This window comes from Flavobacterium sp. N1719, from assembly GCF_025947045.1.
GTDB classification, from domain to species: Bacteria; Bacteroidota; Bacteroidia; order Flavobacteriales; family Flavobacteriaceae; genus Flavobacterium; species Flavobacterium stagni.
Genome location: NZ_CP109993.1, coordinates 1,121,925 through 1,146,911 on the forward strand (window position 1 = coordinate 1,121,925; position 24,987 = coordinate 1,146,911).

The 24,987-nt window shown below is 39.2% G+C and carries 20 protein-coding genes; 19 read left to right on the top strand and 1 reads right to left on the bottom strand.

Annotated elements, in window-relative coordinates; all coding sequences use genetic code 11:
- Positions 1-8: 8 nt before the first annotated feature.
- The 16 genes from queG to OLM45_RS04645 all read left to right on the top strand — a co-directional run bounded on the left by queG (position 9) and on the right by OLM45_RS04645 (position 20,127).
- Positions 9-932: a tRNA epoxyqueuosine(34) reductase QueG gene (gene queG / locus OLM45_RS04570; RefSeq protein WP_264512335.1), complete on the top strand. Its 924-nt coding sequence runs from the start codon at positions 9-11 to the stop codon at positions 930-932.
- A gap of 64 nt (positions 933-996) precedes the next feature.
- Positions 997-3,297, top strand: a complete 2,301-nt coding sequence (locus OLM45_RS04575; protein WP_264512337.1) for an NADP-dependent malic enzyme — start codon at positions 997-999, stop codon at positions 3,295-3,297.
- A gap of 66 nt (positions 3,298-3,363) precedes the next feature.
- Entirely contained in the window at positions 3,364-3,945 is a 582-nt protein-coding gene (ruvA, locus tag OLM45_RS04580) for a Holliday junction branch migration protein RuvA (protein WP_264512339.1), read from the top strand.
- A gap of 60 nt (positions 3,946-4,005) precedes the next feature.
- A complete protein-coding gene (gene sprA, locus OLM45_RS04585) occupies positions 4,006-11,184 on the top strand; it encodes a cell surface protein SprA (RefSeq protein WP_413614197.1) in 7,179 nt (2,392 codons plus the stop codon).
- A gap of 75 nt (positions 11,185-11,259) precedes the next feature.
- Positions 11,260-11,640 carry a glycine cleavage system protein GcvH gene (gcvH, locus tag OLM45_RS04590; RefSeq protein WP_129460014.1) on the top strand — a complete coding sequence of 127 codons (381 nt, stop codon included), beginning with the start codon at positions 11,260-11,262 and terminating at the stop codon, positions 11,638-11,640.
- Positions 11,630-11,986, top strand: a complete 357-nt coding sequence (locus OLM45_RS04595) for a VanZ family protein (protein ID WP_264512341.1) — start codon at positions 11,630-11,632, stop codon at positions 11,984-11,986. Before gcvH ends, OLM45_RS04595 begins: the two co-directional genes overlap by 11 nt.
- Positions 11,987-12,065: 79 nt before the next feature.
- On the top strand, positions 12,066-12,809 hold the full coding sequence (gene deoC, locus OLM45_RS04600) for a deoxyribose-phosphate aldolase (protein WP_264512343.1): 744 nt from the start codon (positions 12,066-12,068) through the stop codon (positions 12,807-12,809).
- A gap of 6 nt (positions 12,810-12,815) precedes the next feature.
- Positions 12,816-14,909: a capsule assembly Wzi family protein gene (locus OLM45_RS04605; protein ID WP_264512345.1), complete on the top strand. Its 2,094-nt coding sequence runs from the start codon at positions 12,816-12,818 to the stop codon at positions 14,907-14,909.
- 94 nt (positions 14,910-15,003) lie between these two features.
- Positions 15,004-15,906 carry a heme o synthase gene (gene cyoE, locus OLM45_RS04610; protein WP_264512347.1) on the top strand — a complete coding sequence of 301 codons (903 nt, stop codon included), beginning with the start codon at positions 15,004-15,006 and terminating at the stop codon, positions 15,904-15,906.
- Position 15,907: 1 nt separating this feature from the next.
- Positions 15,908-16,486 carry a heme-copper oxidase subunit III gene (locus OLM45_RS04615; RefSeq protein ID WP_129460009.1) on the top strand — a complete coding sequence of 193 codons (579 nt, stop codon included), beginning with the start codon at positions 15,908-15,910 and terminating at the stop codon, positions 16,484-16,486.
- A gap of 43 nt (positions 16,487-16,529) precedes the next feature.
- Positions 16,530-17,558, top strand: a complete 1,029-nt coding sequence (locus tag OLM45_RS04620) for a cytochrome c oxidase subunit 3 (RefSeq protein ID WP_264512349.1) — start codon at positions 16,530-16,532, stop codon at positions 17,556-17,558.
- Between the two features lie 20 nt (positions 17,559-17,578).
- Complete coding sequence (locus tag OLM45_RS04625; protein WP_129460007.1) at positions 17,579-17,929, top strand: cytochrome C oxidase subunit IV family protein; 351 nt, start codon at positions 17,579-17,581, stop codon at positions 17,927-17,929.
- 76 nt (positions 17,930-18,005) lie between these two features.
- Positions 18,006-18,662, top strand: a complete 657-nt coding sequence (locus OLM45_RS04630; protein ID WP_264512351.1) for a hypothetical protein — start codon at positions 18,006-18,008, stop codon at positions 18,660-18,662.
- A 1-nt stretch (position 18,663) separates the two neighbouring features.
- On the top strand, positions 18,664-19,356 hold the full coding sequence (locus tag OLM45_RS04635; protein ID WP_264512353.1) for an SCO family protein: 693 nt from the start codon (positions 18,664-18,666) through the stop codon (positions 19,354-19,356).
- A 2-nt stretch (positions 19,357-19,358) separates the two neighbouring features.
- Positions 19,359-19,904: a DUF420 domain-containing protein gene (locus OLM45_RS04640; protein ID WP_264512355.1), complete on the top strand. Its 546-nt coding sequence runs from the start codon at positions 19,359-19,361 to the stop codon at positions 19,902-19,904.
- Positions 19,894-20,127, top strand: coding sequence for a hypothetical protein (locus tag OLM45_RS04645; RefSeq protein WP_264512358.1), 234 nt, complete (start codon positions 19,894-19,896; stop codon positions 20,125-20,127). The genes OLM45_RS04640 and OLM45_RS04645 overlap by 11 nt, the downstream gene beginning before the upstream one ends.
- Here the strand turns inward: OLM45_RS04645 and OLM45_RS04650 are convergent.
- Positions 20,124-21,509 carry a DUF4403 family protein gene (locus OLM45_RS04650; protein WP_264512359.1) on the bottom strand — a complete coding sequence of 462 codons (1,386 nt, stop codon included), beginning with the start codon at positions 21,507-21,509 and terminating at the stop codon, positions 20,124-20,126. The two genes, OLM45_RS04645 and OLM45_RS04650, sit on opposite strands and share 4 nt — an antisense overlap.
- 127 nt (positions 21,510-21,636) lie before the next feature.
- Between OLM45_RS04650 and OLM45_RS04655 the strand changes: the two genes are divergently transcribed.
- The 3 genes from OLM45_RS04655 to tsaB are packed head-to-tail and all read left to right on the top strand — an operon-like array spanning position 21,637 to position 24,985.
- Entirely contained in the window at positions 21,637-23,013 is a 1,377-nt protein-coding gene (locus OLM45_RS04655; RefSeq protein ID WP_264512361.1) for a TolC family protein, read from the top strand.
- A 5-nt stretch (positions 23,014-23,018) separates the two neighbouring features.
- On the top strand, positions 23,019-24,326 hold the full coding sequence (locus OLM45_RS04660) for an efflux RND transporter periplasmic adaptor subunit (protein WP_264512363.1): 1,308 nt from the start codon (positions 23,019-23,021) through the stop codon (positions 24,324-24,326).
- Positions 24,326-24,985 carry a tRNA (adenosine(37)-N6)-threonylcarbamoyltransferase complex dimerization subunit type 1 TsaB gene (gene tsaB, locus OLM45_RS04665; RefSeq protein ID WP_264512365.1) on the top strand — a complete coding sequence of 220 codons (660 nt, stop codon included), beginning with the start codon at positions 24,326-24,328 and terminating at the stop codon, positions 24,983-24,985. The genes OLM45_RS04660 and tsaB overlap by 1 nt, the downstream gene beginning before the upstream one ends.
- Positions 24,986-24,987 lie beyond the last annotated feature (2 nt).

Consider the following 24,987-nt stretch of genomic DNA (forward strand, 5'->3'; position numbering starts at 1 on the left):
TAATGCAAATGAATTCCAATCGCGTCCATACTACCCAACAAATTAAAGCCGAAGCCAAGCGCCTCGGATTTTTGTCGTGCGGTATTGCAAAAGCCGGTTTCCTGGAAGCCGAAGCACCACGACTCGAACGTTGGTTGAAAAATGGCTTTCAAGGGGAAATGCACTATATGGAAAATCATTTTGATAAACGATTAGACCCAACGCTATTGGTCGATGGGGCCAAAAGTGTCATTTCCTTATTACTCAATTATTATCCCGAACACACCCAAAACCCTGATTCGTATCAAATCTCCAAATACGCTTACGGGCAAGACTACCATTTTGTCATCAAAGACAAACTCAAAGAATTACTGCATTTTATACAAAATGAAATCGGCGAAGTCAACGGTCGTGCCTTTGTAGATTCGGCTCCTGTTTTGGACAAAGCGTGGGCCGCCAAGAGCGGACTCGGTTGGATCGGTAAAAATGCCAATCTAATCACCCAAAAAACAGGATCGTTTTATTTTATTGCCGAACTCATTATAGACCTCGAACTCGATTACGACACGCCCACCACCGATCATTGTGGCACTTGTACGGCTTGCATTGATGCTTGTCCCACTCAAGCCATAGTAGCGCCTTATGTGGTCGATGGCAGTAAATGTATTTCCTATTTTACTATCGAGTTAAAAGACCAATTACCTGCCGAAATGAAAGGCGCTTGGAACGATTGGATGTTCGGTTGTGACGTTTGTCAAGATGTATGTCCCTGGAACCGATTTGCAAAACCCCATCAAGAACCCGCTTTCAATCCGCATCCTGATTTGTTGCAGTTTACCAAAAAAGATTGGGAAGAAATTACTGAAGAAACCTTCCGAAAAGTGTTTAAAAATTCGGCGGTTAAACGCGCCAAATTTGAAGGACTCCAACGCAACATTGACTTCCTTAAATAAATCCCTCAATTGTTTCGCTTTTCAACGGATACTTATACCTTTGTAGTTAGACAAATTTTGAAAAATGGATAACAACTCGAGTAAACGCCGGGCCGCATTATTGTACCATGCGAAGCCTACACCGGGTAAAATTAAAATTGTTCCAACCAAGAAATACGCGACACAACGCGATTTATCTTTAGCGTACTCACCAGGAGTAGCCGAACCTTGTTTGGAAATTGCCAAAGACGTCGATAACGTATATAAATATACTTCCAAAGGGAATCTTGTAGCTGTTATTTCAAATGGTACAGCTGTCTTAGGACTAGGTGATATTGGTCCTGAAGCTTCTAAACCCGTAATGGAAGGGAAAGCTTTATTGTTCAAAATCTTCGCCGATATTGATGTCTTTGATATCGAAGTAGGGACAAAAAATGTAGAGGAATTTATTGCCACTGTTAAAAATATTGCGCCCACTTTTGGCGGAATCAATCTGGAAGATATCAAAGCCCCCGAGTCGTTTGAAATTGAACGGCGCTTGGTGGAGGAATTGAATATTCCTGTTATGCACGATGACCAACACGGTACCGCCATTATTTCTTCAGCGGCCTTGTTGAATGCCTTAGAATTGGCCGGAAAAAAAGTCAATAAAGTAAAAATTGTTGTTTCAGGAGCGGGTTCCGCTGCATTGGCGTGTGCGAATCTCTATGTGCTTTTAGGCGTCAAGCCCGAAAACATCATCATGTTTGATAAAGACGGTGTGTTGCATAAAGACCGCACTGATTTATCCGATTTGCAACGCCGTTACACCAATGCCAAAGTAGGCACTACAATGACGGAAGCCTTAAAAAAGGCAGACGTATTTTTAGGATTGTCCGCAGGAAATATATTGACGCCAGAAATGCTTTTGGGAATGGCCAAAAACCCCATTGTTTTTGCCATGGCCAATCCAGTTCCCGAAATCGATTATCATTTAGCGATTGCTACCCGTAAAGATATCATCATGGCAACGGGTCGTTCAGACCACCCCAATCAAGTGAATAATGTATTGGGATTCCCGTATATTTTCCGTGGAGCCTTAGATGTTCGCGCCACAAAAATTAACGAAGCCATGAAAATGGCCGCAGTAAAAGCTTTAGCTTGTTTAGCCAAAGAATTGGTACCCGAGCAAGTAAATATTGCCTACGGTGAAACCAAGTTGGCTTTCGGTCGCGATTATATTATTCCGAAACCGTTTGATCCACGCTTAATTTCCAAAGTGGCGCCTGCAGTTGCGAAAGCCGCAATGGAGTCGGGCGTTGCACAAAATCCCATCACGGATTGGGAAAAATACGAGGAAGAACTCATGGAACGCATGGGCTCGGATAATAAAATGGTGCGTTTATTGATCAACCGCGCCAAAACGGACCCCAAACGTATTGTATTTGCCGAAGCCGATCAGTTGGATGTGTTGAAAGCCGCCCAGATTGTCTATGAAGAAGGTATTGGAAAGCCTATTTTATTAGGAAGAAAAGAAGATATATTAGAATTAAAAGAGGAAATCGGATTTGATGCCGATGTGCCGATTTTAGATCCAAAAACCAAAGAAGAAGACGAGCGCCGTATGCGTTATGCCGAAATTTTCTGGAAAGAACGCCAACGCCGCGGAATATCGCTTTTGGATGCCCAAAAATGGATGCGCGAACGCAATTATTTTGCAGCAATGATGGTCAATGAAGGCGATGCGGATGCGATGTTATCAGGGTACTCACGTAGTTATCCTTCGGTAGTTCGTCCGTTGATGCAGTTGATTGGAAAAGCACCCGGCATTTCATTGATTGCGACAACCAACATGATGATGACCAACCGCGGGCCGATGTTCTTATCGGATACGGCTATCAACCCGAATCCAACGGCAGATGATTTAGCTAAAATTGCTTTAATGACAGCAAAAACGGTTCGTATGTTTGGTATGGAACCCGTTATTGCCATGGTTTCGTTTTCCAACTTTGGCTCGTCCACTCATGAAAGTGCGAATAAAGTCCGCGAAGCCGTTTCTTATTTACATAAATATTACCCCGATTTGATTGTCGATGGTGAAATTCAAACCGATTTTGCCTTGAATCCCGATATGTTGAAAGCGAAATTTCCGTTTTCAAAATTGGCGGGTCGTAAAGTCAACACCATGATTTTCCCCAATTTAGAATCGGCGAACATTACCTACAAACTCTTGAAAGAATTGTATAAGGTAGATTCCATCGGACCCATAATGTTGGGTATGGACAAACCGGCGCATATTTTCCAATTGGGAGCAAGTGTGGAAGAGATGGTCAATATGGCTGCTGTAGCCGTGGTTGATGCACAAGAAAAAAGCAAACGATTGAAAGAATTAATTGTAAAAAAATAGGGTAGATTTTGAGGCATGACGCATCAAAACTATTTTTTCTATATTTGAAGAAACTATATCAGAAATATGATTGCACACATTCAAGGTAAATTAGTTGAAAAATCACCCACAGAAGTGGTAATCGACTGCAATGGAATGGGGTATCACATTCATATTTCTTTACATACCTATGGCATGCTTCCGCAAACTGAAATGGTGCGGTTGTATACCTGTTTATTAATTAAAGAAGATGCACATAGTTTGTACGGTTTTGTTGAAAAAGCTGAACGCGAATTGTTTAAGTTGCTGATTTCTGTTTCCGGAATTGGAGCTGGAATAGCGCGTACCATGTTGTCTTCTTTAGATCCCAAACAAATTATTGCAGCCATAGCTAATGGCGATGTGGGCACCGTTCAATCCATCAAAGGAATTGGAGCAAAAACGGCACAACGTGTAATTTTAGATTTGAGGGATAAAGTGTTAAAAATCCATGATGTAGGGGAAGTTTCCCTGGTGTCATACAATACAAATCGGGATGAGGCGTTATCTGCGTTGGAAGTTTTAGGATTTCTTCGTAAAAATGCTGAGAAGGTCGTTGATAAAATTATGAAGGACCAACCTGATGCAACCCTAGAAACCATAATCAAACAAGCTTTAAAAAACCTATAACTGTTGAAAACAAACAGCCGGAATAAATCATTATTACTCAAGTTCTTTTGTTTCTTTTTGATGTTGTTTGCTTGGAATATGCAAGCACAAACAACACCAGAAGAAGACGAGGAAGATAAAGCAAGAGATACCATTAAAGGATACAACACGGGAGCCATCAAATTAGGTGATCCCAAAAGTGTTGTAGAAGCCTATACCTATGACCCAACCATTGATCGTTACATTTTGACTAAAACCTTTGAAGGTTTTAATATTAATTACCCGTTAATATTGACCCCAAAAGAATACGAGCAATTGGTGATGCGGGAATCCATGCGGGATTATTTTCAAAAAAAATCCAGAGCCGTAGAAGGAAAAGGCGATGAAAAGGATAAAAAAGATTTACTTCCTCGCTACTATGTAAACTCTAGTTTTTTTGAATCTATTTTCGGAAGTAATACCATCGATATCAAGCCTACAGGTTCGGTAGAAGTGGATTTAGGAGTACGCCATACCAAGCAAGATAACCCTTCGTTTTCACCGCGTAACCGTTCGACAACCACCTTTGATTTTAACCAACGCATCAGCATGAGTTTGATGGGGAAAGTGGGAACACGATTGAACGTGAATGCCAATTACGACACCCAATCAACGTTTAATTTTCAAAACTTAATCAAACTTGAATACGCACCCACAGAAGATGACATCATTCAAAAGATTGAAGTCGGAAATGTGAGTATGCCATTAAATAGTACCTTGATTCGTGGAGCACAAAGTTTGTTTGGGGTGAAAGCCCAATTGCAATTCGGAAAAACAACGGTAACAGGTGTTTTCTCAGAACAAAAATCACAAACGAAAACAGTGACTTCGCAAGGCGGTGGAACGATTCAAGATTTTCAATTGTTTGCACAAGAATACGACAACGATCGCCACTTCTTTTTATCCCAATACTTTAAAAACAAATACGATTTTGCGTTACGCAATTATCCCTTCATTGATAGTCGCGTACAGATTACCCGAATCGAAGTTTGGGTAACCAACAAACAAAATCGCGTTAACAATACCAATAATAACCAACGAAATATCATAGCGCTTCAGGATTTAGGGGAAACCCGTTTGACCGATACCTATGATAATTCTGTGTTGGCCGACAATCGCGTTGTTGCGGTTCACCCGGATGAGATCACCAATGGATTCTTCTTGAATCCAACGGATGCTCCAACCGATAACTCGAACAACCGATATGATCCGGCTTTAATAGGCACAACAGGATTGTTGAATTCGGGGATTCGCCAAATTTTCACAGCGGGTGCGGGCTTTAATAATATCAACCCAGTAAGCGAAGGGACGGATTATGCCAAATTGGAAAATGCTCGAAAATTAACGCCTTCTGAATATACCTACCACCCACAATTGGGGTATGTTTCCTTACAACAACGACTAGCCAATGATGAAGTATTGGCAGTGGCTTACCAATATACCATCGGTGGTGAAGTCTATCAAGTAGGTGAATTTGGTACGGATGGTGTGGATGCTACCCAAGTCAATACCAATACAGGCGGTCAGCAAGTGCCTACATCCCAATCGTTAATATTGAAAATGCTGAAAAGTAGTTTGACGTTTGTAGACAAACCAATTTGGGGGTTGATGATGAAAAATATCTATCAAATTCCAGGCGGTTATCAATTGCAAAAAGAAGATTTCAAGTTCAATATCTTATATACGGATCCTTCGCCATTGAACTATATTGTACAGGCGAATCCAACTTCACCGCTACCTAACGGAGTGCAAGACACCCCTCTTTTACGTGTATTTTCTTTGGATCAATTGAATTTTGCCAACGACCCTCAAACCGGTGGTGACGGATTCTTCGATTTTGTACAAGGATTAACCATCGACCAACAAAACGGTCGAATTATCTTTACCAAAGCTGAGCCGTTTGGTCGTTATTTATTTGAAAAATTAAGAGGAACAACAGCTGAGAATTATTATGGGGATCCTACTTTAACTACAGATTTTAACGCCAATCAATCCAAGTACGTTTTTAGAAAATTATATACAAGTACGCAAGCTGCAGCACTTCAAGAAAGTGAGAAGAACAAATTTCAATTGCGCGGTAAATTCAAATCCTCAGGAGGAGAAGGAATTCCAATTGGAGCATTCAACGTTCCTCAAGGTTCTGTTGTAGTTATGGCAGGCGGACGGCGATTGGTAGAGGGAGTAGACTATACAGTCAATTACCAAGCGGGACGTGTTCAAATTTTGGACCCATCCCTTCAAGCTTCCAATACACCCATCGAGGTGTCTGTAGAGAACAATTCGGTATTTGGTCAACAGACCCGCCGATTTATGGGTGTTAATGTGGAACACAAATTCAACAGCAAAGCGATGGTGGGTGCGACATTCCTAAAAATGTCAGAGCGTCCCTTTACTCAAAAATCAAACTATGGCCAAGAATCGGTAAACAATACCATGTTTGGTATCAATACCAACTTATCTTCCGAAGTTCCCTTCCTTACTCGTTTGGTTAATAAATTACCCAATGTAGATACCGACGTTCCATCAAACGTATCTTTCCGTGGAGAGATTGCTTATTTGATGCCCAATACTCCGAAAGGGGATCGATTCAATGGCGAATCAACCTTGTATGTGGACGACTTTGAGGGGTCACAAACCAATATCGATTTACGTTCCCCGTTGTCGTGGTTTATTTCTTCAACGCCTGAACGTCCAGCTACTGGAAATGTGGATTATGCCGATTTTAATGGAACCAGTTTTAATTTAGATTACGGTTTCAAACGCGCAAAAATTGCTTGGTATACCATTGATCCTATATTCTATACACAACGACCTACTGGAATTACTCAAGACGATTTGTCGTTAAACAGCACGCGTCGTATTTATAGTTCGGAGTTGTATCCACAAACGGTAATTGCCCAAGGACAGTCACAAGTTGTGAGTACTTTGGATTTATCGTTTTATCCCCAAGAGCGCGGACCTTATAACTTTAGTACCGCTACACAACCTGATGGAACGTTACCGAATCCCGATACTAATTTTGGAGGAATTATGCGTTCGTTGAATTCAACGAATTTTGAACAATCGAATGTGGAGTACATCCAGTTCTGGATGATGGACCCGTATTATGACCCCAATAATCCAGGCGCAGCAGCAGATTTAACCAATACAGGACAAATCTATTTTAACTTGGGTGAAATTTCAGAAGATATTCTAAAAGATGGCCGTAAGTTTTATGAAAACGGATTGGGTCCAAACCAAGTGGTCACCAATGAAACGTGGGGGAATGTTCCCGCTTCTCAATCATTAATTTACGCTTTTGATACCGATACCACTAATCGTAATGCACAAGACGTGGGTTATGATGGTTTGAATGATGCGGAAGAAGCGGCCAAATATTCCTCTTTTGCATCCTTCCCAGACCCCGCTGCAGATAATTATAATTATTATCTAAATGCCAATGGGGATGTTTTGGAACGCTACAAAAGTTATAACAACGTTCAAGGAAACTCACCCGTTGATGTGACCGACACGAATCGCGGTTCAACTACCATTCCCGATGTGGAAGACATCAACCGCGACAATACCATGAACACGATCAATGCGTATTATGAGTACCGTGTTAATGTGTCTCAAACGAGTTTGTCCAATGTTGGGGCCAATTACATCACAGACATTCGTGAAACGGAAGTAACAGCTGCCAATGGATTGCCTGTGAAAGCCCGTTGGATTCAGTTTAAAATTCCGGTAGCCTATCCTACCAATACCATTGGAAGTATTTCCGATTTCCGTTCAATTCGTTTTATGCGAATTTTCATGACGAAATTCAACCAACCCATCACCTTACGTTTTGGTTCGTTGGATTTGGTTCGAGGCGAATGGAGACGCTATGAAAACACCCTCGATCCAGTGGATACGGATGTGACTGATGACGGAACCGACTTTGATGTTCAAGCCTTAAATGTTCAAGAAAATGGATCGCGTTCACCAATTAATTATGTAACGCCACCTGGAGTGCAATTGGAACAATTGTATCAAAACAATACGTTGATTCCACAAAACGAGCAATCGCTTTCATTGCGCGCTTCCGGATTAGGTTTGGAACCCGGTGATTCACGTGGGGTGTTTAAAAATGTGAGCGTGGATATGCGTCAGTTTAAAAAAATCAAAATGTTTTTACATGCTGAAGCTTTACCCGACACACCAAGTTCTATTGAAGATGATGAGTTGGTCGGATTTATCCGTTTTGGTAATGACGTCACCGATAACTTCTATCAAATCGAATTGCCGTTGAAGAAATCTCAATTTAATGATAATTCGCCATCGGCAGTGTGGCCTGACGCCAACCAAATAGATGTTTCCTTAAGTTTATTGACCCAGTTGAAAGTCTTAGCTTTAAGTCATATTTACACGTCACCGGGAGAAATCTATTTCAAATACGAAGACGAATTGGATAATTCACTCTCTGGAAAAGCCAACAAAGCGCGACTTGGTATTCGAGGAAATCCTAATTTCGGATTGATTCGGGTTTTGATGGTGGGGATTAAAAATAATACTCACATTCTCAATACCGCACAACATCCCTTAAATCCGCGTCGTGTGGCTGGGGAAGCGTGGTTTAACGAATTGCGTATTGCCGATATGGACAACAAAGGCGGTATGGCGGCCGTGGCCAATTTAGATGCTAACCTTGCTGATTTTGCCAATTTATCGGCTACAGGTAAAATGAGTACTATCGGATTTGGGTCTATCGATCAGGGTCCGAATGAGCGAAGTCGTGAAGATATTTTGCAGTATAATGTAGTTACCAACATGAGTTTGGGCAAATTATTACCTAAAAAATGGAATATGAATGTTCCATTCAATTATGCGGTGGGTGAAGAAATCATTACTCCAAAATACGATCCGTATTATCAAGATATTGAATTGCAACAATTAATTGATTATACGGCCGATGAAGCGCAAAAACGCAATATTCGCAATCGTGCGATGGATTACACCAAGCGCAAGAGTATCAATTTTATTGGGGTGAAAAAAGACCGTGGTGAAAAACAAAAACCGCATTTTTATGATGTGGAAAATGTAACCTTGTCGTATTCCTATAACCAAATGGATCGCCACAGTTATGAATTGGAAAGTTACCAAGATCAGCAAGTCAACACGGCTGTAGATTATACCTATGCTTTTCAAAATAAACCGGTGGAACCGTTCAAAAAAGTGAAACGCTTCCAGAAAAGCAGTTATTGGAAATTGTTAAGTGATTTTAATTTTAATTTCTTGCCTTCCAATATTTCATTTAGTTCCAATATTAACCGTCAATTGAACCGTCAAAATTACCGTTTGGTAGATGTAGAAGGCATTGGTTTGCAAACTCTTTACCAACGTAATTATTTGTTCAATTACCAATACGGTTTTAATTATAATTTGACCAAATCGCTGAAAGTTAATTTCAATGCGACATCAAGTAATATCGTTCGTAATTATTTGGATGAAAATAATGTGCCTGATAACACGTACACATTATGGACTGATTTCTGGAATCCTGGATTGCCGAATACGCACAACCAACAGTTGACCGTTAATTACGAATTGCCATTATCTAAAATTCCATTCTTGGCATTTATCAAGCCGACCTATACATACAACGGAACGTATTCATGGCAACGTGCTTCGGTGGCTTTGTCTTCGTATACCGATGCCAATGGGGTAGTGTACAATTTAGGAAACACGATTCAGAATTCAGGTTCGCACAAATTGAATACGCAATTCAACATGGAAACCTTGTATAAATATTTAGGGTTAACCAAAACGAAAAAGAATTCGAAGTCAACGCAAACGGCACCACCCAAACCGGGTCAAAAAATCACCAATACAACGGTAGCGCCACAAGCAGAACGCAGTGTGTTTATGGAAGGATTGATCGGTGTGCTGACAAGCGTGAAAAATGTTCAAATTAATTACACAGAAAATCAAGGGACAGCCTTGCCAGGATTCATTCCGGGCTTAGGGTTCTTCGGGTCGAGTAAGCCTTCTTTAGGATTTGTATTTGGTTTACAAGACGACGTACGTTTTGAAGCCGCAAAACGCGGATGGTTGACCACCTATCAGAATTTTAACCAAAATTATACTGAGGTGTTAAACCGAACATTGGATGTGACGGCAAATATTGATTTATTCCCTGACTTCAAAATAGATTTGTCGGGTAATCGCACGTATGCGACCAATTTCTCTGAGCAGTATGATGTGACTAATGGAAATTATAATTCGCGTTCACCATATACAACGGGTAATTTCGCGATTTCTACCAATATGATTTTAACGTCGTTCCAACCGAGTGATGAGTTTGGATCGGCAGCTTTTGATAAGTTTAGAGAAAACCGTATGGTTATTGCACATCGTTTGGCGCAACAATATTACCAAGGTCCGTACAACTTAGACGCGGAAGGATACCCTGAACATTTTGGAAAAAATAGTCAAGACGTCTTGTTGCCGGCATTCATTGCTGCCTACACGGGTAAAGATGCGAATTCTGTGTCAACGGGTATTTTCAAAAACATTCCAATCCCAGGATGGAATATAAAATACAGTGGATTGATGCGTTATAAATTCTTTAAAGATAATTTTAAACGATTCTCCATTCAACATAATTACAAGGCATCGTATACTATCAATGCCTTCCGATCAAATATCGATTATGTAGAAGGAGCTGTGAATCCGTTGAACAATAATTTTTATGCAAAAACCATTGTGGGGAATGTGAATTTAGTGGAACAATTCAGTCCGTTATTCCGTATTGATTTTGAAACTAAGAGTTCGTTTAAATTATTATTGGAAATGAAAAAAGACCGCGCGTTATCCTTTAGTTTCGATAATAATTTATTGACGGAACAGCAAGGTTTGGAATACATTGTGGGAACAGGTTTCCGATTTAAAGATGTGATTATTTCTTCGCGTCTAGCGGATAATCCAACAGGGGTAATCAAAAGTGATATCAACATCAAATTGGATTTGTCGTATCGAAATAGTAAAACCATAGTACGTTATTTGGATTATAATAATAATCAATTGGGTGGTGGGCAGAATTTATGGTCGGCAAAAATGACAGCGGATTATTCGTTCAGCAAAAACTTAACGGCGATTTTCTTCTATGATCATACCTTCTCCAAAGCGGTGATTTCAACCTCTTTCCCAATCACCAATATACGTACCGGATTTACCTTACGCTATAATTTTGGAAACTAATAGAAAACTGAAAAAAATCATTTTTAAGTCCGAGAATTAACCTTACATTTGAGCAAATTTTAACCTTTCAAACAAATGAATATTCCTTCTAATTTAAAGTATACTAAAGATCACGAATGGGTGTCTTTGGATGGTGATGTAGCTACTGTAGGTATTACTGATTTCGCACAACGCGAATTGGGTGATATTGTATATGTTGAAGTAGAAACATTGGATCAAACCTTAGATAAAGATGAAGTTTTTGGAACAGTTGAAGCGGTAAAAACCGTTTCTGATTTGTTCTTGCCATTATCAGGAGAAATTATTGAATTCAATGAAGAATTAGAAACAGCCCCTGAAACCGTAAATTCTGATCCGTATGGAAAAGGATGGATGGTAAAAGTGAAAGTTTCAGACGCTTCGGAATGGGAAGGTTTGATGGATGCAGATGCCTATAAAGCGTTAATTGGAGCCTAAGAAAAAGCTTTTTTTAGTCATTGCCCTATTGTGGACGGTAGTAATCACTTACCTAAGTTTAGCCACAGTAGACGGATTGAGTAGCCGAATTCCTATACCATACAAAGACAAAATAGTCCATTTTGCGTTTTATTTTGGATTTGTATTTTGGTGGAATAAAGGACTTTCCCTCCAACAGCCTAAAAGTTTGGTGGTGCTCTTAGTTGTAGCCCTGCTTTATGGTATATTGATGGAAGGACTTCAGTTTTGGTTAACGACAGACCGTTCGGCAGATATTTTGGATATAATTGCCAATTCAATAGGCGCTATGGCCAGTTATTATTGGATAAAAAGAAAAATAAAATAACCACTTTTCGAAGTGGTTTTTTTATGTGTTGAATTGAAGCTCGGACTTAATTTGTATTTTTGACTACCATTTTATAATTATGAATATTAAACACTACCTCGATTCAACCTATTTGAAGTTACCAGAACAGGCCGGACTTACCGTTGAAGAAAATCAAGCAGTCGTGAATCAATGCATCCAAGAAGCCATTGATGAAGGATTCAAGCTGATTATGATTCGACCTGATTTTGTGAAAATGGCGCGTCAAAAAATTGATGAAGCGGGTTCGAAAGTGTCAGTAGGAACCGTAATTGGTTTTCCGGAAGGTACGGCAACTTTAGATGAAAAGTTGGATGAAGCGCATCAAGCGATTTTAGACGGGGCTGATGATTTGGATTTTGTGTGTAATTATCAAGCCTTTAAAAATGGAGCAATTGATTTGGTCAAACAAGAAATATTGGAAGGTACACGTTTAGGTTTGGAACACCACAAAATTGTAAAATGGATCATTGAAGTGGCGGCTTTAAGCGATGATGAAATCATTCGTTTGTCATCATTGATTAAAAATGTGGTGATCGCCAATTTTAAAGAACACTATTATCCTTCGGTATTTGTTAAATCTTCTACAGGGTTTTATCCAACGGAAGCTGGAAAACCCAATGGAGCTACCGTTCCAACCATTATTATGATGTTGGAAAACAGTTCGCCACTTCCTGTAAAAGCTGCAGGTGGCGTTCGCTCGTATGATGAAGCTGTAGAAATGATTAAATTAGGTGTGAAACGAATCGGAACCTCTTCGGCTAAAGCGATAGCTAATGGCGCTGATGCCGCTGCAGATTATTAGAAAACTATGAAAAAAGCAATATTACTTTTTAGTTTATTTGGCGCAATTTTATACGGAAATGCTCAATCTTATTCGCAAAATCCGCCTCTATTTCCCAATTGCGCAACGGCATCCGAACAAGAGGCGCAATCTTGTTTTGATCGCGAAGTGCAGCGGTTTGTGTATCAAAATTATAAAGCTCCAGAGAAATTTCAAGGGACTATCATTGTCCTTTTTGAAGTGAATGACCAAGGGAAATTCAAGCCTTTATATATTGATTGTTCCGATGAAAAAGCAACAGAAGAAACGAAACGGGTATTTGATGCTTTACCTCAGGTAAAACCCGCTACTTTTTCGGGTAAACCTACGTATGCGAAATATACCTTGCGTTTTACAGTACCGCTTCAAAATCCCGATGATTTGGCTAAACCAAAAGAAAATGAAGCGCCCAAGACAACTGCTGCTACTGTCTTCAATAAAGATGTTGAATTGAAAGAATTGGACAGTATGGTCTATCAAAAATTTTCACAACCTCAATACGAGAGTCGGTTGAATATTCCCATTTCGCATCAAATGTACAGCACGTTTGATTGGGCTTTGAATAAAGTTGGAGCCAATTCGCATACCTCTTCAAAACCCTATTCATTTTCTGAAGTTTCCAACTATTACAATATGCGGGAAGTGAATGAAAAACAAATGATAGCCAAAAAATCTTGGTGGGGGAGAAAACTATGGAATGAAGATTTGGTAGCGATTCAAGGCGATGATTATTGGTTTACATTAAATCCTGTTTTTGATTTGCAAGCGGGAGTGAATACACCTTCTAAAAAAGAATTTACCTATGTCAACACACGCGGAATACAAATTCGAGGCGGTTTAGGAAAAGAAGTGAATTTTTCTGCCACTATATTTGAAAGTCAAGGACGCTTCGCGGATTATTTTAATAATTATGCCCGATCAATTGCGCCTTCTGGAGGTAATCCGGCAACGATTCCGGGAGTGGGGATTGCCAAAGATTTTAAAACGGATGCTTTTGATTTCCCAATGGCGGAAGCTTACATTAACTATGCGCCGGGGAAACATGTATCGTTTCAATTGGGTCATGGCCGAAATTTCATAGGCGATGGCTACCGTTCTTTGTTGTTAACGGATGGGGTGAGTCCGTATCCTTATTTTAAAATCAATACTACTTTTTGGAAAATAAAGTATACCAATTTGTATACGTGGATGAAAGATACTCGTCCGGAAGCTACTGTGGATGGGACCTACGCTACTAAATTTGTGGCCAGTCATTATTTGAGTTGGAATGTCAATTCCCGATTGAATTTAGGCTTTTTTGAATCGGTGGTATGGTCAAAACAAAACGATCGCGGTTTTGATATGAGTTTTGTCAATCCCATTATTTTCTACCGAGCGGTTGAGTTTTCTTCTTCTTCCAAAAGCGGAAATGCGTTGTTGGGTTTGACAGGAAAATATAAATTCAGCAACAGCATAAATCTTTACGGACAGTTTTTGTTGGATGAATTCTCGTTGGGCGAAATGCGTTCAGGGAAGCGCAGCTGGAAAAATAAATTTGCCTACCAAATGGGTCTGAAATACTACAATGCGTTTGATGTCAATAATTTAACATTGCAGTTGGAGTACAATTTCATTCGCCCTTATGTGTATTCGCATAGTAATGTGTTAACCAATTATGGAAATAGCAACCAAAGTCTTGGCCACCAATGGGGCGGTAATACACAAGAACTGATTGCCATTGCACGGTATGTAAAAGGGCGTTATTATGCTTCAGCAAAATTGCATTATGGAATTCGTGGATTGGATTATAATACAACAGATAACAATTACAATTACGGGGGCAATATTTATTTAAGTTATAATAACGAACGTCCCTTTAATGAAGGTGTTGTTGTGGGTCAAGGAAATAAAACCACCATCATGATTGCCGATATTCAAGCGGGGTACACGTTGAATCCAACGACCAATTTGAAAGTTTTCGCCAACTTTATCTATAGAAATTTCAATCCGACAACGGTAACAGCGGCTGTTGCCGATAGCTCGACATCGTGGTTTACCCTAGGAATTCGTACAGATATTTTTAATTGGTATTTTGATTATTAAGAATTCGATAATATTTAAGGGTTGTTTGTTGGCAAATCCTCTTGGATAAACTACTTTTGCACCGCAATAATAAATAATTCTTAAACGAATTACATTGAGTTCATCAGCTGCCTCTTTACATCCTGTGAAAATCTTCAATGATTTTAAAGAAATAACCAAAGCCGGACTTGCGGTTAGTGTGGTTTTTTCGTCCATTGCGGGTTATTTGTTAGGGTTTAGTGATAAACATCCGTTCAGTTGGTTAACACTATTTGTGTTGGCCGTTGGTGGTTATTGCATGGTGGGCGCTTCCAATGCTTTTAATCAAGTCATAGAAAAAGATTTGGATGCCTTAATGGATCGTACCAAAAATCGGCCAGTGCCTTCAGGTAGAATGACGCCCAATGTGGCCTTATTTGTTGCCAGTGCACTTACCATTACAGGTTTGGTGTTGTTGTATACCATCAACCCCAAATCGGCGATGTTTGGTGCCGTTTCTATTTTTTTATACACTAGTGTCTATACACCCTTAAAAGCAGTAACACCACTCTCCGTTTTTGTTGGTGCTTTTCCCGGAGCCATTCCTTTTATGTTGGGCTGGGTTGCAGCTACTAATCAATTTGGCATAGAAGCGGGGACGCTATTTTTAATTCAGTTTTTTTGGCAATTCCCTCATTTTTGGGCGATTGGCTGGTTTTTGTTTGAAGATTATGAAAAAGCCGGTTTTTTCATGTTGCCTACAGGGCAACGCGATAACCGTACCGCTTTGCAAGTTATACTCTACACATTGTGGCTAATTGTCGCTTCTATATTGCCTTCATTTGGGTACACTGGACAATTATACATTGGAACACCAGCAACGATTGCAGTCTTGTTGTTAGGATTGTGGATGTTGTTTTATGCCATAAAATTGTACCGATTGCGAACACCCAAGTCCGCTCGCGTATTGATGTTGGTGAGTGTTTCTTATATTACCTTACTGCAAATTATTTACATTACAGATAAATTTTTACGATAGTATGATGACAGATATTGAAAACAAAGCACGCACAGACAGGTCATACAAATTACTATTGATCTTTGGTATGATTAGCATTGTGATGCTTTTTGCCGGATTAACAAGTGCCATGGTTGTGAGTAAATCACGTCCCGATTGGTTGAAGGATTATGAAATGCCCACGGCTTTCACAATTAGTACCGTTTTAATTCTAATGTGCAGTGTCACTTTTTATTTGGCACAACGATTTATCAAACAAGATAATCGTTCCATGACCACAGTGATGTTGTTACTTACTTTAGTGTTGGGCGGATTGTTTGTTAAGTTTCAATTTGAGGGTTTTGATCAGTTGTTCATGCACCGATTATTTCCTACCGGAAAGTCGGGTTCTGTGACCATTGCGTTTATGTATATCCTTGTGTATGTGCACTTAGCACACTTGTTTGGGGGTGTAATTTCGCTATTAATCATTATTTATAATCATTTTAAACAGAAGTATACTGCCGCACAATATCTTGGTATTGAGCTGGGTGCGATGTACTGGCATTTTTTGGATGCTTTGTGGCTGTATTTATTTTTGTTCTTGTATTTCTTTAAATAAGAAAAAAATGTAAATTTGGGAACTTTTTTAACTAATACTTAATATGGGATCGACAGTTACTACAAACAGTGATGTAGCTAATGTTTGGAACGGCGGAGGTGCACAACCTTTAGGGGCGAGCTACGGAAAGATGATGATGTGGTTTTTCATTCTTTCAGATGCTTTAACCTTTTCTGGATTCGTTGCGGCTTACGGTTTTTCAAGATTTAAATTTATCGAAACATGGCCTATTGCCGATGAAGTGTTTACGCACTTTCCATTCATGCACGGTGTATCAATGCCGATGTATTATGTGGCATTCATGACTTTCGTACTTATCTTTTCATCCGTTACGATGGTGTTGGCAGTTGATGCAGGTCACCAAATGAAACAAGGGAAAGTTGCACTTTACATGTTTTTAACCATTATCGGAGGTTTAATCTTCGTAGGTTCACAAGCTTGGGAGTGGAAAAACTTCATCAAAGGGGAGTACGGTGCAGTGGAAACCAAAGGAGGAAGTATCTTACAGTTTGTGAATTCCAAAGGGGAACATATTAAGTTAGCTGATTTTGCTGTTACATTGCCAGAAGAACGCGAACAATTGACAAGAAGTAAGGCAACTTGGTTTATGTCTGAACCAACTTTACCAACTTATTCAGTAAATGAGGTAGTAGAAGGATTTAAAAATAACCCTGATGTATTAGTGAGAACTGAAGTTATTTATTCAGAAGAAACTGCTAAAAATGCAACTGGAGTTCACCCTACATTAAACCACATCAAACACAAAACGATTTTAACCCGTGAAGAATCTTTAAAACGATTAGAAGCGGCTAAATTAGTTATTGAAGGTGCAAATTTAAAACACAACGAATACGGAAGTAAATTGTTTGCTGATTTCTTCTTCTTCATCACTGGTTTCCACGGATTCCACGTTTTCTCAGGAGTTGTAATCAACATTATCATTTTTATTAATGTTTTATTAGGCACTTACGAAAGAAGAAAATCGTATGAAATGGTTGAAAAAGTTGGTCTTTATTGGCACTTTGTCGACTTAGTATGGGTATTCGTATTTACCTTCTTCTATTTGGTATAATTATATAAAGAAAAAGAATCATGGGACACGATCACGTTTCTAATACAAAAAGAATTTGGCTAGTATTTGGTTACCTTTCTATCATTACCATTGTAGAGGTAGCATTAGGTATCAAAAGACCAGAAGCCTTATACCATTCACATTTCCTAACGATGAACTTACTGAACTGGATTTTCATCATCTTAACCTTAGTGAAAGCTTACTATATCGTTTGGGCATTCATGCACATGGAAGGGGAAACCAAAGCGCTTCGTCGTGCGGTTGTTTGGACAGGAATATTCTTAATCTTGTATTTGACATTCATTTTATTAACGGAAGGACACTATGTGTTTACCGTGTTTAGAGATGCCACCATTAAGTGGAATTTTTAACAGCATATTAATTACAGTTTAAGGTACGCAATCGCGTACCTTTTTTTATTTTTGTATACTTGAATTTTACCCAATTATGAAAAAGAATCTGGTCTTATTTATTCTTTTTATTCTACCCATTGTGGCTTACCTTTTTTTTGCTTCAGGAGTGAATAATTTTGCTAAACTCCCGATGCTTACCAAGAATATTCCCGACATCAAGTCATGGTCAACCGCTAATGGAGAGCATGTGACCTTGAATGATAAAATTACCATCTTAGGATTCATTGGAAACGATGTTGAAAAACACAAAGGCGGTTTTTTTAATTTGTATGAAAAGATCTATGCCCGGAATAAAGATTTTAAAGATTTTCAAATGGTAATGGTCTTACCAGAAGGCACACAGGAAAAAGTAGCCAAACTACAAGAGAGTCTCAAAAAATTAGGTCCGCAAACCAACTGGTATTTTGTCTTTGCACAACCCGAACAGATTCAGTCCTTTTATAATGCGATGCATTTGGTGGGGAAACTCGATGAGCAATTAGGAACGCCTAATGTTTACATTATAGATAAAAAACGCAATTTGAGAGGTCGAAATGGACAAAATAAAAAAGGGGAGGAAGAATATCAAGAAGGGTATAATACCTTCAAAGTATCGGATTTGTATAACAACATGATTGACGATGTAAAAGTCATTTTAGCCGAATACCGCCTTGCTTTAAAAGTAAATAATAAAGCCAATCGTAAAATATAACATGAAAAATAAATCGTATATCGGAATTTCGTTTATCATCCTAATCTTCGGGATTATTTTTATTCCAAAAATTATTGAACGGATTAAAAAAGACGATATCGTACGAAATGACCGCATGAGTCTTTCGAATGAAATCAACAAAGAGGAAGCCAAATCGAGTTTAGTGATTATGGGTAAAGCACCCAGTTTTAAACTAACCGACCAAAACAATCAAACAATTACGGAAGCCGACTACAAAGGGAAAGTTTATGTGTTGGAGTTTTTCTTTTCGACTTGTCCGAGTATTTGCCCAATTATGAATAAGAATATGGTTACGCTTCAAACGGCTTATGGATCCAATCCCAACTTCGGAATAGCCTCCATTTCCATCAACCCGGAAAACGATACACCCGCCGTGTTGAAAGAACACGCTAAAAAAGTGGGTGTAACAATCAAAAATTGGCACATGCTTACCGGTGATAAAAAGTATATTTTTGAGCTTTCCAACAAAGGATTTAATATTTTTGCAGGAGAATCCAAAGAAAAGGTAAACGGCGGATTCGAACACTCCGGTTTGTTTGCTTTGATCGATAAAAATGGAAACATCCGTTGCCGCAGAGATCAACAAGGAAATCCAATTCTATATTATGACGGATTGGAAGCCGCTGGTGTAAAGGCAATAAAAGAAGACATACAATTACTCTTAAACGAATAAAAATGGAGCAGAAGGCTACAGTTGAGAAACGATTTAAAACCCCCATTATCATTGTGTCAGTATTGATACCGGTAGCCGTGGCGGTTTTATTTTCAATCAAATTAAAAGATTTTGGAATCGAAGTTGAACCCTTATCATTTTTACCCCCAATTTATGCTGGAATTAATGCGATAACTGCAGTTTTGTTAGTTTGGGCAGTAGCCGCAATTAAAAAAGGGAATCGCAAAAAACACGAAAAACTCATGACCGCTGCCATTGCTTGCTCAGTGGTGTTTTTGGTGATGTATGTGGCGTATCATCTCACTTCAGAAGCCACTAAATACGGAGGTGAAGGAATTTTACGTCCCATCTACTTTTTTATCTTGATTAGTCATATTGCATTATCTGTGGCCATTATTCCGTTGGTTTTGTTTTCTTATGTTCGTGCCTTGTCAGAACAATTTGACCGCCATCGCAAATTGGCCAAAATTACCTACCCACTTTGGTTGTATGTAGCTGTGACTGGTGTAATTGTGTATTTGATGATTTCACCGTATTATGCTCACTAAAATAGTTCGATATTTCGTTGTCACTCTACTTTATTTGAGTGCGCATTCTTTAACGGCACAATGTGCCATGTGTCGCGCCTCTCTAGAAAGCGAAGGCAATACCGTAAAAGCAGAAGCCGTTAATGATGGTATCGTTTACCTAATGATTTTCCCGTATTTATTGGTTGGTGTCGTAGGTTATGTAGTATATCGAATGTTCACCAAGAAAAAAGAAACGGCTTAATCCATTCCGTCAATTTTTACACTCATTTTGCCATTTCCATTGATAAAGGCAATGATCAAATCATTGGTTAATTCAATTTTTTCAAATTCTAAATCTTGAATGGAACCATTGACAAAAACACCTTTCATCGGACTATAGTTGTTCAAATACGGCATCAAGTTTTTGCGGCCTTCCTCCATGTTTGCTTTAATGGAATAACGACAGGTTTCTTGCATTTTGCGAATAATATAGCCTTGCAACAACCAGTTGGCCGTTTTGGTCAACAAACCTTTCGTGTTCAGCACATAATCCATGTCTTCAAAATAAATTTCTTTATTCACGGGATCGTATTTGGGAATACCTGATAAATATATCGTCCCGTTCAAACTTCCCAGTAAATCCAAAGCAATAATCATTCTCCCATCTTTTCCCCATAAATCCACTTTTTGAACGGTAATTTTTCGACTGCCTGAAGCAAATTCTTGCCCTTTGAAATTTTGAGTAATAACTGCAGAAGCATGATCGTAAGTCGTTATCGCAGCAATGGATGCTGTAGTATGGTCGGGCACTTTTGTCACCGCCTTAAAAGCAATGGCATTGCGATCCATTCCTGTTTTTGGTTTTTGTCCCACCAAAGTTGTCATCCCGCATTTTAATCCTAAATTCATCGCAATTTTTGACTTCTCAATTACAGCATCAGTGACATATATTTCAATGGGTGCCAATTTAAACCAAGCTTGATATGCATCACTCGTTAAAATCGGATTACTTAAAGTCTCTAAAACATTGAGAACATACGGTTTGAAGTCGCATGATTTTGAAATGGCTTCGTCTATTTTTGCGGTAATTTTTGATTTAAAAAGTGAAAGAGTGGGATTGATAATGTAGGTAATCGGTACTTTTTTGCCCGCTACAGTGATGGTCGGACTCTCGCTCCATTCAAAATCTTGTAAGGTGGAATGGGTGTTCATTTTCCAATTGGACAATTGAACATCGCTCAATAAAGTAATCGTGCCGTTTAAATCGATTTCTCGGGTGTCATTTAAACCCATAAAATCGGTACCGTATTTGAATTGGGACCAAATTTTTAAAGGGATAATCGATTCAATTTTACCATCTTTAACCGACAATTTAATGGGGGCCGTCTTCCAAATTTTCATCGCCGTTTTGTCGTCCTCCAAGTTGGCATCCTCATAAATTAGTCCATTCAAGGATTTATTCAACTGGTTTTCAATTTCGCGCAAGCTAATTTCCAACGGCATACTCACAAAGGAAGTTGTGGTTTTATAGGCCATATCGATGTTTGTAGAACGTTGTGGTTTTTCAGCAATAATTTTTTGAGATCCACCGCATGCCGTAAGTAGGAGACTTCCTAAAATACCGACGATCCATTTTTGTGACATAAAGGCAAAATTAATTTCGGTGTGAATGTAACAAAAAAACAAGAAAGCCGTCAGATAAGCAATCAAAATTCTTAGGGATTTAGCCAGACTATTTTCCTTTGTATTACTTTTGTAGAAGGGATTCAATATGAAAAATAAGCAATTTAAATTTGGCTTTTTAGGAGTTTTATTGCTCTCAATAAGTAGTTGGGGCCAAAGCAAACCTTGGACCTTGCGTGAATGCGTCGATTACGCGCTGAAAAACAACATTTCAATCAAGCAATCAGAACTGGATTTACAATCGAGTCAGATTTCTAAAAAAGATGCCTTGGGGAATTTTTTGCCCAATATTAATGCCAATGCTTCCCACTCCTGGAATATCGGTTTGAACCAAAACATCACGACGGGTTTGTTGGAAAACCAAACCACGCAATATACCTCGGCAGGATTGAATTCCAATGTGACTATTTATAATGGTTTACAAAATGTGAATCGTTTACGTCGTTCCAATTTGACCATTCTTTCTTCGCAGTATCAATTAGCGAAAATGAAAGATGATATTGGATTAAACGTAGCCAATGCCTATTTGCAAATTCTTTTCAATAAAGAAAATGTAAAAGTTCAAAAGGATCAATTGGCCAATGACGAACGCCAATTAGCCAAAACCGAAGAACTGGTAAAAGCTGGTTCAATTGCGCGGGGTGATTTATTGGATGCCCAAGCCACAGTAGCTGCCGATCGTCAAAAAGTAATTGCGGCTGAGAATACCTTGTTTTTATCCAAATTAAGTTTAGCCCAACTGCTACAATTGGACGATTTTAAAAATTTTGATACCGCTGATGCGAATTATACGCCAAGTATGAGTCCGACACTCTCAGAATCTCCCGAAACAATTGTAGCCAAAGCGAAGCAAGAACGAGTTGAATTGAAAATTGCGCGCACCAATTTAGAAGCGGCTGAAAAAGATTTAAAAGTTGCAAAAGGGGCTTATCAACCTTCAATTACCGGATTTTATGGTTTTGGTACACGGGCGAGTTATTCCGATCGCATTGTTGGGATTGATGCTAATGGAAATTATATACTTACAGGTCCCAAATCTTTATTCGACCAATTTAGTGATAACAAAGGACATAACTTCGGCTTACAATTGTCCATTCCCATCTTAAATGGATTTTCGACTTCAAATGCCGTGGCACGTTCCAAAATTGCCTTGGAGCGTTCCAAAATTGCACAAAAGCAAGCCGAATTGGATTTGGAACGCAATGTGTTTACGGCCATTACCGATGCCAAAGGGGCATTGAACGCTTACGAATCGGCGCAAACCGCTTTGGAAGCCCGTAAAAATGCATTTGAATATGCCCAAGAAAAATTCAAAGTCGGCATGATGAATAGCTTTGATTTGAGTCAGGCCCAAACCTTGTACACCAACGCGCAATCTGAAGTGATTCGCACCAAATACGATTATATTTTTAAAGTTAAAGTAGTAGAATTTTATTTCGGAATTCCCATCGTGGACAAATTATAATTAGCATGGAAAAAGGAAAATTAAAATGGATAATTGGTATTCTTATCATTGTTATCGTAGGATTAGTTGGATTATCCAAAATGGGAGTTTTTGGCGAACGCGATAACAGCAAAGAAGTTGAAATTGCCAAAGCTGACGAAATCACAATAATAGAAACCGTTTCGGCCACCGGAAAAATTCAGCCTGAAATTGAAGTAAAAGTTTCTTCTCAAGTATCGGGAGAAATTATTCAATTGCCTGTCAAAGAAGGGCAAGTGGTGAAAAAAGGGGATTTGTTGGTGAAAATCAACCCGGATATTTATACTTCTGGATTGAACCGCACCGTTTCCAATTATGCAGGTACAAAGGCAGGTCTTACCCAAGCCGATGCTTCCTTTAAAGAGGCACAAGCGAATTTTGAACGCAATAAAACCTTATACGAAAAAGGCATTATCTCCAAAGCAGATTGGGATAAAGCGATTGCTAATTTTGAAGTGGCTAAAGCCAATAAGCAATCGGCGTATTATAATGTACAAAGTGCCAACGCTTCTGTAGTTGAGGCGAAAGATAATTTGGGCCGAACAATCATCTATGCACCCGCTGACGGTACGATTTCGGTGTTGAATGTGGAGTTGGGCGAAAAGATTTTAGGAACCCAACAAATGGCGGGAACGGAGTTGTTGCGCGTGGCCAATCTCAACAATATGGAAGTGGAAGTCGATGTGAACGAAAATGATATTGTGAAAATTAATATCGGTGACGAAACAAATATTCAGGTGGATGCTTATTTGAAAAAAGAATTTAAAGGCATCGTGACCAGTATTTCAAATTCTGCTACAACGAGTACTACAGCTGATCAGGTGACCAATTTCAAAGTGAAAGTGCGTATTTTAAAAGAATCCTACCAAGATTTATTGGAAGGAAAACCGGCTACTTATTCGCCATTTCGCCCAGGAATGACGGCAACAGTAGATATTATCACGACCCGGAAAGAAAAAGTAATCGGAGTGCCTATCAGTGCGGTTTTGGTAAAATCGGATACAACAGCTACAGCTTCAGCACCTATGGAAAACGATGATGAAGAAGAAGGAGAGACGGCGCAAAAAGTAAAATCCAAAAGCGATAAAAAGTTTGAGTGTGTTTTTGTAAAAGTCAAAGATAAAGCGCAAATTCGCGTGGTGAAAACAGGGATTCAAGACGATACAAACATTGAGATTATTTCGGGCTTGAAAAAAGGAGATGAGATTATCATTGGCCCTTACAACACTGTTTCCAAAGATTTGAATTCAGGAGATAAAATAAAAGTTAAGGCGACAACGAAGGAGAAAAAGTAATGGCACTTATTCTAAATATAGAAACGGCAACCCGCAATTGTTCGGTAGCAGTGGCTCGCGACGGTCAAGTTTTGGCTTGCCGAGAAATCGCTGAACAAGGGTATACGCATGCGGAAAAATTGCACGTTTTTATAGAAGAAGTGATGCAAGAAGCCGGAGTTGCTTTGACCGAATTAGAGGCCATTGCAGTGAGTAAAGGTCCGGGTTCTTACACGGGTTTACGCATTGGAGTTTCCGCAGCAAAGGGTCTTTGTTATGCCTTGCAAAAACCGATGCTAGCAGTGGATACTTTAGCGGTTTTGGCTCATGCAGTTTCTGTTGAAAGTGGCCTTATCATTCCCATGATAGATGCGCGCCGAATGGAAGTTTATGCCGCCGTATTTAATGCTGCTCATGAAGAGGTTAGGGGCGTAGAAGCAGAAATACTTACTGATGAAAGTTTTGGTGATTTTGAAGGTCCAATTTATTTCGTAGGCGATAGTGCTGAAAAGGCAAAAACCGTACTAACGGATGCACGTTTTCAATTCTTAGAGACCGTACAATTTCCTTCAGCAAAAGTAATGGCCAAATTGGCAGAGATGCATTTCAATTCGGATCAATTTGTTGATGTCGCTTATTTTGAGCCTTTTTATTTGAAAGATTTTATGATTACCAAATAAGA

Coding starts and splice junctions, on each gene's coding strand:
- queG (WP_264512335.1), top strand. CDS start 9: ATGAATTCCAATCGCGTCCATACTACCCAACAAATTAAAGCCGAAGCC.
- OLM45_RS04575 (WP_264512337.1), top strand. CDS start 997: ATGGATAACAACTCGAGTAAACGCCGGGCCGCATTATTGTACCATGCG.
- ruvA (WP_264512339.1), top strand. CDS start 3,364: ATGATTGCACACATTCAAGGTAAATTAGTTGAAAAATCACCCACAGAA.
- sprA (WP_413614197.1), top strand. CDS start 4,006: ATGTTGTTTGCTTGGAATATGCAAGCACAAACAACACCAGAAGAAGAC.
- gcvH (WP_129460014.1), top strand. CDS start 11,260: ATGAATATTCCTTCTAATTTAAAGTATACTAAAGATCACGAATGGGTG.
- deoC (WP_264512343.1), top strand. CDS start 12,066: ATGAATATTAAACACTACCTCGATTCAACCTATTTGAAGTTACCAGAA.
- OLM45_RS04605 (WP_264512345.1), top strand. CDS start 12,816: ATGAAAAAAGCAATATTACTTTTTAGTTTATTTGGCGCAATTTTATAC.
- OLM45_RS04615 (WP_129460009.1), top strand. CDS start 15,908: ATGATGACAGATATTGAAAACAAAGCACGCACAGACAGGTCATACAAA.
- OLM45_RS04620 (WP_264512349.1), top strand. CDS start 16,530: ATGGGATCGACAGTTACTACAAACAGTGATGTAGCTAATGTTTGGAAC.
- OLM45_RS04625 (WP_129460007.1), top strand. CDS start 17,579: ATGGGACACGATCACGTTTCTAATACAAAAAGAATTTGGCTAGTATTT.
- OLM45_RS04630 (WP_264512351.1), top strand. CDS start 18,006: ATGAAAAAGAATCTGGTCTTATTTATTCTTTTTATTCTACCCATTGTG.
- OLM45_RS04635 (WP_264512353.1), top strand. CDS start 18,664: ATGAAAAATAAATCGTATATCGGAATTTCGTTTATCATCCTAATCTTC.
- OLM45_RS04640 (WP_264512355.1), top strand. CDS start 19,359: ATGGAGCAGAAGGCTACAGTTGAGAAACGATTTAAAACCCCCATTATC.
- OLM45_RS04645 (WP_264512358.1), top strand. CDS start 19,894: ATGCTCACTAAAATAGTTCGATATTTCGTTGTCACTCTACTTTATTTG.
- OLM45_RS04650 (WP_264512359.1), bottom strand. CDS start 21,509: ATGTCACAAAAATGGATCGTCGGTATTTTAGGAAGTCTCCTACTTACG.
- OLM45_RS04655 (WP_264512361.1), top strand. CDS start 21,637: ATGAAAAATAAGCAATTTAAATTTGGCTTTTTAGGAGTTTTATTGCTC.
- OLM45_RS04660 (WP_264512363.1), top strand. CDS start 23,019: ATGGAAAAAGGAAAATTAAAATGGATAATTGGTATTCTTATCATTGTT.
- tsaB (WP_264512365.1), top strand. CDS start 24,326: ATGGCACTTATTCTAAATATAGAAACGGCAACCCGCAATTGTTCGGTA.